Raw genomic sequence first — 16,736 nt, forward strand, 5'->3', positions numbered from 1 at the left:
GACGAAGTGATGGGTGTCCGCAGTGGCCGGCAGGCCTGCGAGCAACAGGGGCGAACGTTCCGACCGCGGCACGGTTCCTCCTCTGGGGGGTCTGTCGCGCGATATTACTGGACGTACAGCTCGACTCGTCTGCCATCAGGTCTCTGACCAGGTGCCCTGGTGGTGGCGGGAGTTACGGCGTACGCCCCATACGGGTTCTGCCTCGGTATCTACGACCGGTGAGCGAGGCCCACCGGGCCCGGCTGGGTCGAGCGGTTGTGTCGCACGTCCGCCTTTTCCGAGCCGACTCCCGGCTGGTCAACTCCCGCGCCTGGCAATTGAGTGGGACGAGTCGAAACAGATGAGAGAACTCGTCCCACGGTGTCCGCGAGGGCCTCGGTCAGGTGCCGACGTAGGCCGCGAGGTGCTCGCCGGTGAGGGTGGTGCGGGCGGCGACGAGGTCGGCGGGTGTGCCCTCGAAGACGATCTTGCCGCCGTCGTGGCCGGCGCCGGGGCCGAGGTCGATGATCCAGTCGGCGTGCGCCATGACCGCCTGGTGGTGCTCGACGACGATGACCGACTTGCCGGCGTCGACGAGCCGGTCGAGCAGGCCGAGCAGCTGCTCGACGTCGGCGAGATGCAGGCCGGCGGTCGGCTCGTCGAGGACGTAGACGCCGCCCTTCTCGGCCATGTGGGTGGCCAGCTTGAGCCGCTGCCGCTCGCCGCCGGACAGCGTGGTGAGCGGCTGGCCGAGGCTGACGTAGCCGAGCCCGACGTCGGCGAGCCGGTCGAGGATGCGGTGGGCGGCCGGCGTGTGCGCCTCGCCGGCGCCGAAGAACTCCTCGGCCTCGGTCACCGACATCGCGAGCACCTCGCTGATGTCGCGCCCGCCGAGGTGGTACTCCAGCACGGAGGCCTGGAACCGCTTCCCCTCGCACTCCTCGCAGGTGCTGGCGACGCCGGCCATCATCGCCAGGTCGGTGTAGATGACGCCCGCGCCGTTGCAAGTGGGGCAGGCGCCCTCGGAGTTGGCGCTGAACAGCGCCGGCTTCACGTCGTTGGCCTTCGCGAACGCCTTGCGGATCGGGTCGAGCAGTCCGGTGTACGTCGCCGGATTGCTCCGCCGCGAGCCGCGGATCGCGCCCTGGTCGACCGACACCACACCCTCGCCGGCGGGGATCGACCCGTGTACGAGCGAGCTCTTGCCGGAGCCGGCGACGCCGGTGACGACGGCGAGCACCCCGAGCGGGATGTCGACGTCGACGCCCTGCAGGTTGTGCGTCGTCGCGCCGCGGATCTCCAGCGTGCCGGTGGGCTTGCGCACCGTCTCCTTGAGGGAGGCCCGGTCGTCGAAATGGCGGCCGGTGATGGTGCCGCCTGCCCGCAGCCCCTCGACGGTGCCCTCGAAGCAGACGGTGCCGCCCGCCGTACCGGCGCCGGGGCCGAGGTCGACGACGTGGTCGGCGATCGCGATCGTCTCCGGCTTGTGCTCCACGACGAGCACCGTGTTGCCCTTGTCCCGCAGCCGCAGCAGCAGGTCGTTCATCCGCTGGATGTCATGGGGGTGCAGGCCGATGGTGGGCTCGTCGAAGACGTAGGTGACGTCGGTGAGCGAGGAGCCGAGGTGGCGGATCATCTTGACGCGCTGTGCCTCGCCGCCCGACAGCGTGCCCGACGGCCGGTCGAGCGAGAGGTAGCCAAGACCGATGTTCCCGAACGACTCGAGGGTCTGCTGCAGCGTGGAGAGCAGCGGCGCCACCGACGGCTCGTCGAGACCGCGGACCCATTCGGCCAGGTCGCTGATCTGCATCGCGCAGGCGTCGGCGATGCTGATCCGCTTGATCTTGGACGACCGGGCCCCCTCGCTGAGCCGGGTGCCGTCGCACTCGGGGCAGGTGGTGAAGGTGACCGCCCGCTCCACGAACGCGCGGATGTGCGGCTGCAGCGCCTCCTTGTCCTTGGAGAGCATCGACTTCTGGATCTTGGGGATCAGCCCCTCGTAGGTGAGGTTCACGCCCTCGACCTTCACCTTGGTCGGCTCCCGGTAGAGGAAGTCCTGCATCTCCTTCTTGGTGAACTTGCGGATCGGCTTGTTCGGGTCGAGGAGGCCCGACTCGGCGTAGACCCGCACGGTCCAGAAGCTGTCGGACTTCCAGCCGGGGATGGTGAACGCGCCCTCGGCGATCGACTTGGAGTCGTCGTAGAGCTGGGCGAGGTCGATGTCGGAGACGGTGCCCCGGCCTTCGCAGCGCGTACACATGCCGCCGGTGCGGGTGAAGGTCGCTTTCACCGCCTTCTTGGTACCGCGCTCGACGGTGATCGCACCGCTCGCCCGGACCGAGGGGACGTTGAAGGCGTACGCGCTGGGCGGGCCGATGTGCGGTGTGCCGAGCCGGCTGAAGAGGATGCGCAGCATCGCGTTGGCGTCGGTGGCGGTGCCGACCGTGGAGCGGGGGTCGGCACCCAGCCGCTGCTGGTCGACGGCGATCGCGGTCGTCAGCCCGTCGAGTACGTCGACCTCGGGCCGCGCCAGCGTCGGCATGAAGCCCTGCACGAAGGCGCTGTACGTCTCGTTGATCAGCCGCTGCGACTCCGCGGCGATCGTGTCGAACACCAGCGAGCTCTTCCCCGAGCCGGAGACACCGGTGAACACCGTCAGCCGCCGCTTCGGGATCTCGATGCTGACGTCCTTGAGGTTGTTCACGCGCGCGCCGTGCACGCGGATCAGATCGTGGCTGTCGGCAGCGTGCAGCGCAGGCGACTGCTGGTCCGTCCTCGTGGCCTTGCTCATCGTGTCTCCATCTGTGGGGCGGGGCCGCCTTCGCGGTCTCCGTCGGCGTCGCCTGGCTCGATCTGCCCAGCTGCGGGCAGTACGTCTGGTTCTACTTCGTCGGCGCGGTCGCGGCAGCGTCCGCTGTCTACCTGATCGGCGGTGTCGGCCAAGGTGGCGCGACGCCCGTCCGGCTGACACCGGCCGGGGTCGCGCTGGGCATCTCTTTCACCTCGCGCCAAGCCTGGATGCGGCGAGGGGAGATGCGGAACCAGCGGGACGGCGTGACCGGCGCACGCGGGTCGAAGCCGGTGTGCGCGACGAAACGGTCCCCCCGCTCCTGCGGCAGTGCGTCGATCTCGAGGACTGAATGGTGATGCCCATGGCGGTCAGGCTAGTTGCGGCTTCGTGATCCGCGCTTCTCGAATCCTGATCTGTCTGGTCACCTGTTTCGCCCCGCGCGACGGTATCTCCGCCGTCACGCGCTCGGTGCGCCGCGTCATGAGGTAGCCGTACGGCGACTCACCGTGGGCGAGCGGAACTCGCGGCGGAGTGCCCGGCCGACCGGCACCGGCCGCATCCTGTTCGACGGTCGAACCTTGATCGGCTCATGCGGCGCTGACCGTTGGAACCGAGCGAGGATGAGACTCCGCCCCGGGCGCCATCACGATGGGCGCTGCTTCTAAGGTGCGGGCATGATCTCGCAGACGTACCTCTCCGAATTGTTCTCGCTGGATGGCCAGGTCGCCGTGGTGACCGGCGGCAGTTCCGGTATCGGCCGGGCCATCGCCGGGGCCCTCTCGGGTGCGGGGGCGAGCGTCGTGATCGTGGCGCGCAAGGAGGCGGAACTGGCCGCCACGGTCGATGAGCTGACCGCCGACGGCTGCCGGGCGGCCTGGGTGAGCGGCGACCTGAGCACGCGCGACGGCGTGCGCGCGGCGGCACAGGAGGCGGTCGAGGCGTTCGGGGAGCCCGACATCCTCGTGAACTGCGCCGGGGTCAACCTGCGGCCGCCGATCAGCGAGCTGAGCGAGGAGGTGTGGGACACCACGATGGCGCTGAACCTGGAGGCACCCCACTTGCTGGGACAGCGGTTCGGCCCCGGCATGGCCGAACGAGGCTTCGGGCGGATCATCCACATCACCTCCCAGCAGGCGCATCGGGCGTTCGTCCAGAGCGGCGCCTACGGGGTGTCCAAAGGGGCGTTGGAGTCTCTGGCTCGTTCACAGGCCGAGGCATGGTCGCCGTACGGCGTCACCTGCAACACCCTTGTCCCGGGTTTCGTGATGACGCCGCTCAACGCGCGGCTGTCGTCCGACCCCGAGAAGGTGGCGGCGCTGGCCGCGCGCACCATGGTCGGACGCAACGGTCTGGCCGAGGACTTCGCGGGCGCAGCGGTGTTCCTGGCGAGCCGCGCCTCCGCCTACGTCACCGGGCAGTCCATCTTCGTCGACGGTGGGTTCTCCGTGCACTGAGTCGGCGGCAACACAGGCCGGTAAGGTCGGCCGCCGTTCTGTTTCACTTTGAGCGGCGGCACCCGGGGCACGCCCGCGCCGGGTGCCGCTGTCCCCTCGGTGGGACGGCCGCGGCTGCTGGTCCCCCTCACCACCCGGTCCGCTCTCGCCGCGAATGGGCCCGCGTGAACGGGGCGCGGGGGCGCACAACCGCAATCCACCTGCGCCGCACCAGGGTCGACTGGCTCACGATCGGCCGCAGAATCGCCGTTGGCTCCTCGATCGACTACAACGGTCCGGATCAGTGAACGGTTCGGTTGTCTCCCTCACCGAGCGGCTGCCCGAGTCGTAGGTTCCAGCGTCCGGACCGTCCGCTGAACTGCGTGACAGTGAGGGGCGGTACGTCGATTCGCCAGAAGCCCAACTCGGGGGCGCCCAGTGTCCGTATCACCGCGGCTCGGACGATCTCCGGCTCCACGACGGCGATCGTCCGGCCGGAGGTCTGCCCGGCCGTCTCCAGCCAGAGCGCGACGCGGGCGCAGAGCTGGCTCACTGACTCGCCGCCGTGCGGGGCAGCCGTCGGGTCCGTCAGCCAGGTGGCGAGTTCGTCCGGCTCCTTGGCGCCAACCTCGTCGAGGGTCCGGCCCTGCCAGCGCCCCATGGCGAGTCCGGACAGTTCGGGCACGGGCAGGGCATCGAGGCCGAGTGCGTCGGAGGTCTCCCGGCAGCGCGCGGTGGGCGACGCCAACGCACGGTCGGCCGCTGGAAGCGTTCCCGCAGCCGACCGGGCACGCGCGGCCCCCAGGGCATCGAGAGCGCACCCGTCGTCGAAGCGGGCCTCCCGCAGCGCCGCACTGATCGCGGCTGAGATCAAGATCACTCGGCTCGTCATACGTCCACTCTCGTGCTCAAAACTCTTGTCAGGTCTGGAAACTGAGGCGCGGGTCGGCGCACGGTGCGCCCCCCCCAGCGCACCGTGCGCCCTTGGCGGCATTCCCGCTTCGCGGTACGGTCTCGACGATATTGACGACGGTTCGGCGGAAGTCCGGTGGGAATCCGGCACGGTCGCGCCACTGTAAGCCCAGCAAGAACCGCTCCCGCCAGGGGTGGTGAAGGTCGAGCAAGTCAGACCCGCGGCCGTCGTCCTGTGCACCACCGAGATGGGACGCGAGTTCCCCAGGAGGTTCTGCCCCATGGCGCAGTCCGTCGCTCAGCCGACCGTTACACCCACTGCCGTTCCCGCCAAGCTGCCGATCGGCGCGATCGTCCCTTGGGCGGTCTTCTTCGGCATTCTGATGCTGGTTCTGCTCTATTTCGTCGGCGCCGAACAGGGCGCCACCTCACTCGTGTCCGGCGAGAACGTCCACGAGTGGGTCCACGACGGCCGCCACCTGCTCGGCTTCCCCTGCCACTGACGGCGACAAGGAAGCGTACGAGCTCATGAATTCCGCAATTGTCAGAAATCTCCTGGTGCGTGGCATGCTCGCGGGTCTCGCCGCGGGCCTGCTCGCCCTGGTCGTCGCCTACTTCCTGGGTGAGCCGCGCGTGGACTCGGCGATCGCCTATGAGGAGGCGCACTCGCACGAGCACGGCGTGGAAGCCGTCACCCGCACGATGCAGTCCACGGGCGGCCTGGCCACCGGTGTCCTCGTCTACGGGGTCGCTTTCGGAGGAATCACCGCCCTCGCGTACTGCTTCGCGCTCGGAAGGATCGGCCGCTTCGGACCGCGCGCGAGCGCGCTGCTCCTGTCGGCCGCGGGCCTGGTCGCCGTCTATGTCGTGCCGTTCCTGAAGTACCCGGCCAATCCGCCGTCCGTCGGCGACCCCGACACCATCGGCAAGCGCACCACCTTGTACTTCCTGATGATGGTGCTCAGCGTGCTGCTCGCCGTCGCGACCGTCATCCTGGGCAAGCGCCTCGCGCCGCGCCTGGGCAACTGGAACGCGACGCCGGCCGCGGGCGCGTTCTTCGTCCTCGCCATCGGTCTGGCTTACGCGTTCCTGCCGGCCGTCAATGAGGTCCCGAAGGACTTCTCCGCCACTCTGCTCTGGCAGTTCCGCCTTGCGGCCCTCGCCATACAGCTGACCCTGTGGACTGCCTTCGGTCTTGTCTTCGGCTTCCTGGCGGAGCGGGTGCTGTCCCCTCGGACGGACGCTGCCGAGGAGCGCGGAGCCGGTACGCGGGCAACGCCTGTACCGCGCTGAGAACGTCACCCCGGCAGTTCATCCGAAGGCCCCGATTCTCGTCGGGGCCTTCGGATCGCCGCACCCCTGAGCGCGGCTGCCGACCGCGGCTGTCCGCACCGACCGCGGCACACAGCACGCGGGGCGAGCAGGACACGGTACGCCGTGTCCGCGACGGTGTACCGGACGGCAATGGGGAAGTCGCTGGCGCCCATCAGGAACGCCGAAGGGCCGCCGCTCCCGACCGTCACCTGGTAGGCGAGCGTGTCGCCCTCCGGCAGGTCGGAGATGGGACGGAGCCTTGGGTCCGCTGCGCGCGGGCGTGCCGCCCGACACCACGGCCGCCGTACTGTCCGCGCTGCTGGCCGCCTGCGCGGAGCGCTCCCCGGGCCTCTCCGTCGACCTGCACGAGGTCACCGCCGAGGAACAGCTGCGGCTGCTCGCCTCCGGCGGACTCGACGTCGGGCTCGTCCACCAGCCCGTGGACGCCACCGGACTCCGGCTCGGTCCGGAGGTCTCGGTGGATCTCGGAGTCGTCCTGCCCCGCACCTCGCCCCTGGCCCGCATGCCCGAGGTCGCGCTCGGCGAGCTGTCCGGCCACGATCGGGTGCCTTCCGCGGGCCCACGCCCCGGGCTGGTACGACCGGATCCTCGACGCCTGCCGTGCCGAGGGCTTGGGGGAGGAGCAGCCGGCGTCGGGGGATCGCCCGGCCTTCTGCTTGCATCCTCTTGACTCTGCCTTTCCCGAAATACCTCTGATACAGAGCTATTCTGGAGGTGTGGAGTCAGAGAGCTTTCCCGAGGCCTTGGCCGACACCTTGGCCGGAGTGCAGCGGCTGATCCGGCGGCGGCTGCGCAGCGGCATGACCGCCCCGCGGCTGCGCGGCGCCGAGGTCGACCTGCTGCGCCTGGTCGTGGCCCGCCCGGGCATCGGTGTGTCGGAGGCCGCCAAGGAGCTCTATCTGGCGGGCAATTCGGTCTCGACGCTGGTCAACCAGCTGGTGCGAGACGGCTATCTGATCCGCGAGACGGACCCGGCCGACCGGCGGGCCGCGCGACTGCTGCCGACACCGGCGGCCGAGGCACGGCTGCGGGACTGGCAGCAGCGGCGCGCGGCCCTGGTACGCGGCCAGCTGACCCGTCTCGACGAGGCCGACCGAGCGGCACTGGAGGCGGCCCTTCCGGCCCTGCGCAAGCTGGCGGCGAACCTGCACGAGGAGGCCGAGGAGACATGATGCGGTACACGACCGGCGGGGGAGACCCCGCCGATCCGGGAAGCGTGAACACCGAGGGACCGAGCACGAACACCGGTACCGGGAGGGACGACCCGGAAGGCGGGGCTTCGGCGACGAGCGCCGCCGATGGACAGCGCGCCGTGACCGGTACCGCGGTGGCTGTCTCCGATGGAGAGTCCGAATCGACCCGTACCGGAACGGACGCCGTCACCTGCGCCGGCCTCGCCTACGCCTTCGGTGAGACGACCGCGGTCGACGGGCTCGATCTCTCCGTCCGTGACGGCGAGGTGTTCGGACTGCTCGGGCCCAACGGCGCGGGCAAGACCACGGCGATCCGCTGCATCACCACGCTCCTGCCGGTCCCGGCCGGCATGGTCCGCGTGTTCGGGCACGACGCCACGCGCGAACGCATGGCGGTACGCCGCCTGTTGGGCTACGTGCCGCAGCAGCTCTCCGCCGACTCCGGACTCACCGGCCGGGAGAACGTGGCCCTGTTCGCCCGCGTCTTCGACGTCTCCCGCCGGGAGCGCGCGGCGCGTGTCGGCCAGGCGCTGGCGGCGGTCGACCTCACCGACGCGGCCGACCGCCTCGCCAAGACGTACTCCGGAGGCATGGTCCGCCGCCTCGAACTCGCCCAGGCACTGGTGAGCGCTCCCCGGCTGCTGATCCTCGACGAGCCGACCATCGGCCTCGACCCGATCGCCCGGACGAGCGTGTGGGAGCACATCAACGCCGTACGCGCGGCCACCGGGATGACCGTCCTGGTGACGACCCACTACATGGACGAGGCCGATCAGTACTGCGACCGGGTCGCGCTGATGCACCGGGGCCGCGTCCGCGCCCTCGGTACCCCCGACGAGCTGAGGGCCGGCCTCGGCGAGCGGCGCGGCACCGCGAAGAACGGTGAACTGCCCACGCTGGAAGACGTCTTCCGCGACATCGCCGGCAGCGGCCTCGACGACAAGTCAGGAGACTTCAGCGATGTCCGAAGCACCCGCCGTACCGCGTCCCGTGTCGGCTGACCGCGTCCACCCGGCCGGCCTCGACCTGCTCCTCGTGCCGCCCCGGGCCCGCAGCGGCTGGAAGGTGCTGCCCGCCCGGGTCGGCGCGATGTGTGCGGTCGAGCTGCAGAAGCTGCGCCACGACCGCACCGAGCTGTACACCCGGGCCGTCCAGCCCGCGCTCTGGCTGCTGATCTTCGGCGAGACCTTCACCCGGATCAAGGCGATACCCACCGGCGGCATCCCCTACCTCGACTATCTGGCGCCCGGCATCATCGCCCAGTCCGCGATGTTCATCGCCATCTTCTACGGCATCCAGATCATCTGGGAGCGGGACGCCGGGATCCTCACCAAGCTCCTCGTCACTCCGACTCCGCGCTCGGCGCTCATCACCGGCAAGGCGTTCGCCGCCGGAGTGAAGGCGGTCATCCAGGCGGTCGTGGTCGTCGTCATCGCAGCGCTGCTCGGGGTGGCGATGACCTGGAATCCACTCCGCCTCCTCGGAGTCGCGGTGGCCGTCGTCCTCGGCTCGGCCTTCTTCTCCTGCCTGTCCATGACCATCGCGGGCATCGTCCTCACCCGGGACCGGTTGATGGGCATCGGCCAGGCCATCACCATGCCGCTGTTCTTCGGCTCCAACGCCCTCTACCCGGTGGCCGTCATGCCCGGCTGGCTGCAGGCCATCAGCAAGATCAATCCCCTCAGCTACCAGGTGGACGCGCTGCGCGGCCTGCTGCTCGGCACGCCCGCCCATCTGGCCCTCGACTACGGGGTCCTCGTCCTGGCCGCGGTCCTCGGCATCCTGTCCGCCTCGTCCCTGCTGGGCCGCCTGGCCCGCTGAGCCCGGCCCACCTCAGTGCCTCTCCGCCCGGCCCACTGATCGATTGGTGGGGCCGGGCGCTCTGGTCTGACGTCGGTGCAGTGAACGCCTGCATTCACTGCCGACCTGAGACGCAGGGCCATCCCATGACGGCCGCTCACGCGACGCCTCGGAGCCTGCCGAATCCCCGGAGCGGGGCCGAGGCAGAGCAATTGCCAAGACCTGCGGATGGCTGCTCACCGGGTCCAGTGATCAAAATTGTGTCGCCTGTGGGTGGTGAGTGACCGTAGCGTCCGCCTATGGATTGGAGTGCCTGGCACGACCAGTACGACGTGGCCGACTCGTGGATGGCGCGGCGACTGCGGACAGTTCAAGCACAGGTCCGCGCTGCCTTGTCTGATGCCCCGGCTGGTGGGTTGAAGGTGATCAGCCTCTGCGCTGGGGAAGGCCGCGATCTTCTGGACGTTCTGGCCGAGCATCCCCGCCGCGACGATGTGCGGGCGAGGCTTGTCGAGCTGGACCCGCGCAACACCGCGGTCGCTCTGGAAAGGGCCGGCCGGGCAGGCTTGCACCAGGTTGAGGTCGTGACCGGCGACGCCTCCCTCATCGACCATTACGAGGACATGGCCCCTGCAGATCTTGTCCTGGTCTGTGGCGTTTTTGGCAACGTCGCCGACGTCGATATCGAGCACACCATCGCGGCCTGCAATCAGCTGTGCAAGACCGGCGGCACCGTCATCTGGACCCGACATCGCGCCGTGCCTGACCGGGTACCGCTGATCTGCGAATGGTTCGAAGCGCAAGGCTTCGAACTGCGGTGGCTGTCAGCACCGGACGCAGGCTTCGGGGTCGGCGTGCACCGGTTCGTCGGCGCACCTGAACCCCTACGCCGCAGCACTCGCCTGTTCGAGTTCGTGGGCTACGACGTGCTCCGTCAGGCCGTGGCAGCGGAATCCCTCGGCCGTAACGGCCCCACGCCGCACGACCAACGCGGGTTGTCATCAGGTGGGGGATGCTCCGGCGGCGTGGGCCTCGGGCCGTTCGACCAGGACGCCGTTCTCGAACCTCGCGCCGGCGCGGACAAGGGGCACCAGGCGGGCTCCGGTGATCGCCCGCCAGCGGGCCTGGGCGGACTCGACAAGCCTGAACACCATCGCGAGCGCGGCGGCGGGGCGTAGCAGTACGCCACCTCAGAGCAGGGGCTGTGCGGCCCAGATCACTTTGCCGGCGGGGGTGTAGCGGGTGCCCCAGCGTTCGGCGAGCTGGGCGACGAGGAACAGGCCGCGGCCGCCCTCGTCCGTGGAGGCCGCGTAGCGCAGGTGGGGTGAGGTACTGCTGCTGTCGAAGACCTCGCAGATCAGGCTGCGATCGCGCAGCATCCGGACCTGAATGGGGCCGCCGCCGTAACGGATCGCGTTGGTGACCAGCTCGCTGAGTATCAGCTCCGTGGCGAACACCATCTCGTCCAGACCCCAATCCGCCAGCTGCCGGGTGACGGCGGCGCGCACCTCGCCGACGGCCACCGGGTCGGACGGCACCTGCCACTCGGCGATCCGGTCGGCACCGAGGGCGTGGGTGCGGGCGACGATCAGGGCGATGTCGTCGCTCGGCCGGGCCGGGAGCAGGGTGTCCAGAACCACCCGGCAGGTGCCCTCCGGCGACCCGTCGGCCCTGGCCAGGGCGGTGCGCAGCAGGTCCAGCCCGGTGTCGATGTCCCGTTCCCGGTCCTCGACGAGCCCGTCCGTGTAGAGAATCAGCCGAGTGCCCTCTTCCAGCTTGAGCTCGGCCGTCTCGAACGGAAGGCCCCCCAGGCCGAGCGGCGGACCGGCGGGCACCTCGGGGAACTCGACGCTGCCGTCGGGACGGACCAGCGCCGGCGGCGGGTGGCCGGCACGGGCGACGGTGCAGAACCGGGAGATCGGGTCGTAGATGGCGTACAGGCAGGTGGCGCCCGTGATGGTGGCGCCGTTGTCCCCATCGGCCTCGTCCTGGTCGATGCGGGCGACCAGCTCGTCGAGGAGCCCGAGAAGTTCATCGGGCGGCAGGTCCAGAGCGGAGAAGTTGTGGACCGCCGTACGCAGCCGTCCCATCGTGGCCGCGGCGTGCAGCCCGTGCCCGACGACGTCGCCCACCACGACGGCGACCCGGGCGCCGGGCAGCGGCAGCACGTCGAACCAGTCGCCGCCCACGCCCGCCTGCGCGGGAAGGTAACGGTAGGCGACGTCCAGGGCGCTCTGCTCGGGCAGATTGCGTGGCAGCAGGCTGCGCTGCAGCGTCACGGCCATGCTGTGCTCGCGGGTGTAGCGGCGCGCGTTGTCGATGGAGACCGCGGCGCGTGCGACCAGTTCCTCGGCGAGGGCCAGGTCCTCCACATCGAAGGGCTCGGGCTTCTCGGAGCGCCAAAAGTTGACCACGCCCATCACCAGGGGGCCCACCCGCAGCGGGACGATGATCAGCGAGTGGATTCCGTAGTCCACGACCCGTGCGGTGCGCTCGGGATCCTGGGCGAGCCACCCGGGAGCCGCTCTGAGGTCGGGCTCGACGACGGCCTGGCCGGTACTGATGCTGCGGGCCTGCGGTGAGGAGGCGACGAAAGTGATGTGCTCGCCCACCGGGTAGAGCGGAACGTCCTTGCGAATTCCGCTGCACGCCGTGCGGCGCAGCTCGGTGACCGCTTCCGGCTCCTGCCCGTTCAGCACGGTCTCGGCCAGATCCACGGTGGCGAAGTCCGCGAACCGGGGGACCGCCACCTCCGCCAGTGCCTCGGCGGTGCGGGTGACGTCCAGGCTCGTGCCGATGCCCACGCCGGCGTCGTACAGCAGTTTGAGCCGCTCCCGTGCCACCTCGGCCCTGCCGGACAGCGCACGCAGTTCGGTGGAGTCGCGGAGCGTCGCGACGCTGCCGGGCGGGCCGCCCTGAAGGTCCGTGGGCCGTTGGTTGATGGCCAGCAGCCGGTCTCCGACCAGGTGCACCTCGTCGGTGGCGACGCGTCCCGAGGCCAGCAGGTCGGCGGTGTCCGAGTCGAGGCCGAGGTCGAGGACGTGCCGCCCCTCGGCGTCCTGGGGCAGGTCGAGCAGTCGGTTCGCCTCGTCGTTGGCGAGCAGCAGCCGTCCGTCGCCGCTGACGATGATCACTCCCTCCCGGACGGCGTGCAGCACCGCGTCATGGTGCTCGTACATCCTGGTCATCTCGTACGGGCCCAGGCCACGCGTCTGGCGCAGCAGGCGTCTGCTCACGAGCGCCGTGCCCCCCGTGGCCAGGGCGAGCGCGAGACCCGCGGAAGCCAGCAGCAGCGGCAGCTGCCGGTCCGCGACACCGCCCACGTTCGCGGTGGTGATACCGGCCGACACCATGCCCACGACCTTGCCGCCGGGTGCCTTGATGGGAACCGTGGCCTGCACCAGCGGCCCGATGGTTCCCGTGATCTCCTCGGTGATGCTGTGACCCGCCAGCACGGGTGCGACGGTCCCGACGAACTTCTTTCCGATCCGGTCCGGCTTGGGGTGGGTATAGCGGATCCCGTCGGTGTTCATCACGACGATGAAGTCCACCCCCGACGCCTTGCGGGCGGCCTCGGCCCTCGGCTGGAGCACAGCCGTCGGGTCGGGGGCACTGAGCGCCGCCCGGGTGCCCGGTGCGTTGGCGAAGGTCTCGGCTACGGCGATCGAACGGTTGCGGGCCTCCTGAGTGCTGTCGTGTCGTACCTGGAGGACCAGCGCCGCCACCGCGGACACGACCAGGAGCAGCACGATCACCACTTGCAGGAGGAACACCTGTCCGGCGACGCTGCGCCCGCTCAGCGCCGAGCGGGTACCTGTGGACGACCCGCGTCGGTGCCTGCCTTCGTGTGCCCCCTGCCGGCCGAGCGTTCTGTGCGCCGACTGCCGCGCTGACTGCTGCGACGGCTGCCCCGGCGCGCGGCGAGCGCGGTCACGCCCGCGCTGTGCGCGCAGACCGTTGAGGCAGCGGGTCGACTGGGCCCAGGATCGACCCAAAAGTCGGACCATGTGCCCATGTCTACACTGCCCCGGGCCGGGAGGCGAGGGGCGTCACACAGTGTGAGCGGCGGTGGTCTCCGTCGCATATCGGGCCGGGGCCGTTCGCCGCACACGGCGGGTGCTGCTGTCGAGATGATCCGGCCGCATCATGGAGGAGGGGCTATTTGCCTGCATTCGTGTCTAAAGCGCGGGAGGTCGTCATGCAAACCCCGGACCACTACCGGCTGACTTTCACCCACCAGGGATCGGGCACCAGCGTCGTGACCGACGAGGTGGTCGTCGAACGCACCGACGCCCTTGGACCGGGCGGCAACCCGGTGTACTGCGACCCCACCGGCATTCTCCGCGCCGAGATCAGCCCGACGGGGGAGGTACGGATGCTGGCCAGCGGCGCATATCAGGCGCCCATCCTGCCCTCCGCCGAACCGATTCCCTGAGTGCGCAGTGGCGATCGGGCCCGGGATGCAGGCTGACTGGCCCGGGACGACGAGGTCGCTCACTGGTCCTCGTACGCCGGCGGCAGGCGTGACGTCTCAGCCTGCCGCCTCCTCTCCTACTGGACAGTCCACAGCACCCGATGGAGATGCGGCCACGGCATCAGCCGGCGCCTGGGCAGCGGCGCGCGGGGTGCGTACTTGGCCGCCGCCTCGTCGGGACGGGCCGCAGGCCCGGGGATCAGCCGGGAGGTGGACGGGGCGAAGTCACCGGCCACCCGCATGGCCAGACGCCGACCGGCGCGCTCCTCAACCGCCTCGGCCTGTGCCATCCCGACCCGGTTGAGGACGACCAGGGCCAGCGGGACACCGAAAGCCGCGGCCGTCACGGACGAGAACACGTTGGTGACGAATGCCTGGTCCGCCCAGAAGCCCTCGCCATCTCCTCGCCAGCCCAGCCCTAGCAGCACCACCACCGGTCGCCCACAGCAGCGCGCATCCAGCACGCAACCCGCGCTGGGACTCCTCCCGGATCGCCCGCACCCGCCTCACCAACGCCACGCCTTCTCCCCGAACGGCTTGATCACCCAGCCCTCGACGCTACACCGCAGACACAAGCGCCAAGATCCCGCGAAACGGGGCCAGTTGGAGACGCCTTGGTGCAGCTGCAACTCGGCGGCCGTACGCACCCGACCGCATCGACGGCTGCCTCGCCGGAACAGGGCTCGCCCTCACACCGAGGACAACCCGAGTTCAACCTCAGTAACTGGAATGCCGGAACCGGCTGCGGTACTCCGTCGGCGTCGTGTTGAGCTTCCGGCGAAACGCGCGGATCAGGGTGTCGATCGTGTTGAAACCGCAGGCGGACGCCACACGTTCGAGAATGTCATCCGTGGATTCGAGTCGGTTCCGTGCCGCTTCGACGCGGGCTGACTCGATGTAGGCAGCCGGGGTCATACCAAGTTCCGTCTTGAAGATCCGGGTCAGTTGTCGTTCGCTCACGTGGGCGTGCTGGGCGAGAGCGGGCACGGTGAGGTGATCGGCGAGGTGCTGCGCGATGTAGTGCCGGAGATCGTCCATGCGCCTGGTTGTCGAGACAGGTTCGATGGGGACGCTGAACTGGCTCTGCCCGCTGGGCCGTTTCAGGTACATCACGAGCTGCCGGGCGACGCGCAGCGCGACGGCCTCGCCGAAGTCCTCGGCAACGAGAGCGAGGGACAGATCAAGGCAGGCGGTGATGCCCGCGCCGGTCCAGACTTGGCCGTCGCGGATGAAGATGGGGTCGGCGTCGACCTCGACCGAGGGGTGGTCGGCAGCGAGTTGCTGCGCGGTCGACCAGTGGGTGGTGGCGCGTTTGCCGTCGAGCAGTCCGGCGGCCGCGAGGATGTGCGCTCCCACACAGACGGATGCGATGCGCTGTGTCCGGCCGGCGAGTGTTTTCACCCAGTGGACCACGGTGGGATCGGTGAGGGCGTGGACGCCGCGTTGGTCGTCGACTTCCACCGAGCCGGGAACCATGAGGGTGTCGATGCTTCTCGCGGCGGCTTCCTCGAAGGTGATGTCGGGGAGGACGCGAACCCCGGCCGAGGTGGTGACGGGGTCCATGGTCTCGGCGGCCAGGGCCACCTGGTAGCCGGTGGTGTCGCCGGTTTCGCGCTGGAGCAGGGCGAACACCTCCGGTGGTCCGGTGACGTCGAGGAGGTCGACGCCGTCGAAGAGGAGAACGACGACGAACCGGCTGATGCTGGCCGTGGGCATGGGCGCTCCGTCCAGGGAGGCAGGCAGGGGTGCCGAGTGGTGGGCGGGTACCGACACCCCATCAGGTGTCGGTATCTGCAAGTTACGTGACATTGCCGCCATGCGGAGCGGGTTCGTAGCGTGGGTTGTGTCACCGCTCGGTGACCGTCTTCCATCCACCCAGGACGAGGTGCAGCCATGCCTACGACGACTCTGCGGGAACTCAACGGCTTCGACCAGACGCCGGCGTCGCTCGCGTCCGCGACGCTGATCCTGATCGACTACCAGAACACCTACACCCGGGGAGTGATGGAGCTGGACGGGTGGCAGGGCGCGCTCGACGCGGGCGCGGCGCTGCTGGCCGGGGCCAGGGAAGCGGGCGCGCGGATCATCCACGTCATCAACGACGGTGGCGAGGGTACCCCGTACGACATCCGGGCCGAGATCGGCCAGATCCACCCGAAGATCGCCCCTGTCGAGGGCGAGGCTGTCGTCGTCAAGAAGGTGCCCAACGCCTTCCTCGACACCGACCTGGCCGACCACGTGGCCGCCGCCGGGAACAAGGACGTCGTGATCGCCGGCTTCATGACGCACATGTGTGTGGCGTTCACCGCCCAGGGCGCGTTCCTGCGCGGCAACCGGCCCACCGTCGTCGCCGACGCCTGCGCAACTCGGCCCCTGCAGACGGCGGTTGCCGAGGTGTCCGCCGAACAGGTCCACCACAGTGCGCTGGCGACGATCGACGACCTGTACGGCGTCGTCGTCCCGTCCGCTGCGTCGCTGAACTGACCGCTCTACCGATGAACCCCGCTGCGGGGGCGCGCTGCGTTCCCGCGTACAAGGCGTCCCCGCAGCGGCTCGGCGAGAAGGCCGACGCGCAGGCGGTCTGCCCGGTCAAGCACACGTAGTCGGCGGTACTGCAGGCCGTCCACCAAGCGCGAATTAAGCACGATCTGACTGCCCCGCCATGGCGGCCGGGGTAAGACGACGGCTTCCCCCCCCACGAGAAATGGCGTAGACCGCGCCACCTTTTCGGGGGGAGCCGTCGTTGTTTTCTACGGGGGAAGTTCATGATTCTCTTCAGGCGCGCCCCGAGCTGTCCGGGTGTGGAATTTCATCGGCCT

Annotated in this window: 15 protein-coding genes, 3 pseudogenes and 1 riboswitch; of the genes and pseudogenes, 11 read left to right on the forward strand and 7 right to left on the reverse strand. The window is 69.8% G+C overall.

Features of this window, described 5'->3' with window-relative positions:
* Positions 1-379 precede the first annotated feature (379 nt).
* Positions 380-2,770, reverse strand: a complete 2,391-nt coding sequence (locus tag ACZ4WS_RS26605) for an ATP-binding cassette domain-containing protein (RefSeq protein WP_467984089.1) — start codon at positions 2,768-2,770, stop codon at positions 380-382.
* Positions 2,771-2,832: 62 nt separating this feature from the next.
* Here ACZ4WS_RS26605 and ACZ4WS_RS26610 point away from each other — a divergent pair, with 62 nt between their 5' ends.
* Positions 2,833-3,126, forward strand: coding sequence for a hypothetical protein (locus tag ACZ4WS_RS26610; protein ID WP_467984501.1), 294 nt, complete (start codon positions 2,833-2,835; stop codon positions 3,124-3,126).
* 318 nt (positions 3,127-3,444) lie between these two features.
* On the forward strand, positions 3,445-4,224 hold the full coding sequence (locus tag ACZ4WS_RS26615; RefSeq protein ID WP_467984090.1) for an SDR family NAD(P)-dependent oxidoreductase: 780 nt from the start codon (positions 3,445-3,447) through the stop codon (positions 4,222-4,224).
* Positions 4,225-4,504: 280 nt separating this feature from the next.
* On the opposite strand, the gene ACZ4WS_RS26620 is transcribed toward ACZ4WS_RS26615, so the two are convergent.
* The gene (locus tag ACZ4WS_RS26620) at positions 4,505-5,095 is read right to left on the reverse strand and encodes a histidine phosphatase family protein (protein ID WP_467984092.1); all 591 of its coding nucleotides are present in this window, start codon (positions 5,093-5,095) and stop codon (positions 4,505-4,507) included.
* 100 nt (positions 5,096-5,195) lie between these two features.
* A riboswitch (cobalamin riboswitch) is annotated at positions 5,196-5,359 on the forward strand.
* A 37-nt stretch (positions 5,360-5,396) separates the two neighbouring features.
* Between ACZ4WS_RS26620 and ACZ4WS_RS26625 the strand changes: the two genes are divergently transcribed.
* Positions 5,397-5,618, forward strand: a complete 222-nt coding sequence (locus ACZ4WS_RS26625) for a CbtB domain-containing protein (protein ID WP_467984094.1) — start codon at positions 5,397-5,399, stop codon at positions 5,616-5,618.
* Between the two features lie 25 nt (positions 5,619-5,643).
* The gene (locus ACZ4WS_RS26630) at positions 5,644-6,408 is read left to right on the forward strand and encodes a CbtA family protein (RefSeq protein ID WP_467984095.1); all 765 of its coding nucleotides are present in this window, start codon (positions 5,644-5,646) and stop codon (positions 6,406-6,408) included.
* Positions 6,409-6,584: 176 nt separating this feature from the next.
* Here ACZ4WS_RS26630 and ACZ4WS_RS26635 read toward each other — a convergent pair.
* Positions 6,585-6,692: pseudogene (locus ACZ4WS_RS26635) on the reverse strand (MBL fold metallo-hydrolase); the annotation flags it as partial.
* Positions 6,693-6,697: 5 nt separating this feature from the next.
* On the opposite strand from ACZ4WS_RS26635, the gene ACZ4WS_RS26640 reads away from it, so the two are divergent.
* From ACZ4WS_RS26640 to ACZ4WS_RS26660, 5 genes and pseudogenes are all read left to right on the forward strand, one after another.
* Positions 6,698-7,120 (forward strand): LysR substrate-binding domain-containing protein, encoded by a 423-nt coding sequence (locus ACZ4WS_RS26640; RefSeq protein WP_467984503.1) that lies wholly within the window; start codon positions 6,698-6,700, stop codon positions 7,118-7,120.
* A gap of 46 nt (positions 7,121-7,166) precedes the next feature.
* Positions 7,167-7,622 carry a MarR family winged helix-turn-helix transcriptional regulator gene (locus tag ACZ4WS_RS26645; RefSeq protein ID WP_467984097.1) on the forward strand — a complete coding sequence of 152 codons (456 nt, stop codon included), beginning with the start codon at positions 7,167-7,169 and terminating at the stop codon, positions 7,620-7,622.
* Positions 7,619-8,644, forward strand: coding sequence for an ABC transporter ATP-binding protein (locus tag ACZ4WS_RS26650; protein ID WP_467984099.1), 1,026 nt, complete (start codon positions 7,619-7,621; stop codon positions 8,642-8,644). Before ACZ4WS_RS26645 ends, ACZ4WS_RS26650 begins: the two co-directional genes overlap by 4 nt.
* On the forward strand, positions 8,604-9,464 hold the full coding sequence (locus ACZ4WS_RS26655) for an ABC transporter permease (RefSeq protein ID WP_467984101.1): 861 nt from the start codon (positions 8,604-8,606) through the stop codon (positions 9,462-9,464). Before ACZ4WS_RS26650 ends, ACZ4WS_RS26655 begins: the two co-directional genes overlap by 41 nt.
* Before the next feature lie 326 nt (positions 9,465-9,790).
* Positions 9,791-10,171, forward strand: a pseudogene (locus ACZ4WS_RS26660) (class I SAM-dependent methyltransferase); the annotation flags it as partial.
* A 273-nt stretch (positions 10,172-10,444) separates the two neighbouring features.
* Here ACZ4WS_RS26660 and ACZ4WS_RS26665 read toward each other — a convergent pair.
* Both ACZ4WS_RS26665 and ACZ4WS_RS26670 read right to left on the reverse strand, forming a co-directional pair.
* Positions 10,445-10,615, reverse strand: a pseudogene (locus ACZ4WS_RS26665) (IS256 family transposase); the annotation flags it as partial.
* Positions 10,616-10,633: 18 nt separating this feature from the next.
* Positions 10,634-13,450 carry a SpoIIE family protein phosphatase gene (locus ACZ4WS_RS26670; RefSeq protein WP_467984103.1) on the reverse strand — a complete coding sequence of 939 codons (2,817 nt, stop codon included), beginning with the start codon at positions 13,448-13,450 and terminating at the stop codon, positions 10,634-10,636.
* A gap of 191 nt (positions 13,451-13,641) precedes the next feature.
* Here ACZ4WS_RS26670 and ACZ4WS_RS26675 point away from each other — a divergent pair, with 191 nt between their 5' ends.
* On the forward strand, positions 13,642-13,878 hold the full coding sequence (locus ACZ4WS_RS26675) for a DUF6296 family protein (protein ID WP_467984105.1): 237 nt from the start codon (positions 13,642-13,644) through the stop codon (positions 13,876-13,878).
* 116 nt (positions 13,879-13,994) lie between these two features.
* Here ACZ4WS_RS26675 and ACZ4WS_RS26680 read toward each other — a convergent pair whose 3' ends face one another.
* The gene (locus ACZ4WS_RS26680; RefSeq protein WP_467984107.1) at positions 13,995-14,351 is read right to left on the reverse strand and encodes a hypothetical protein; all 357 of its coding nucleotides are present in this window, start codon (positions 14,349-14,351) and stop codon (positions 13,995-13,997) included.
* A 283-nt stretch (positions 14,352-14,634) separates the two neighbouring features.
* Entirely contained in the window at positions 14,635-15,633 is a 999-nt protein-coding gene (locus ACZ4WS_RS26685) for a GlxA family transcriptional regulator (protein ID WP_467984109.1), read from the reverse strand.
* A 177-nt stretch (positions 15,634-15,810) separates the two neighbouring features.
* Between ACZ4WS_RS26685 and ACZ4WS_RS26690 the strand changes: the two genes are divergently transcribed.
* Positions 15,811-16,401: a cysteine hydrolase family protein gene (locus tag ACZ4WS_RS26690; RefSeq protein ID WP_467984111.1), complete on the forward strand. Its 591-nt coding sequence runs from the start codon at positions 15,811-15,813 to the stop codon at positions 16,399-16,401.
* Positions 16,402-16,736 lie beyond the last annotated feature (335 nt).

The sequence above is a fragment of the Streptomyces sp. NPDC029292 genome (assembly GCF_055569295.1).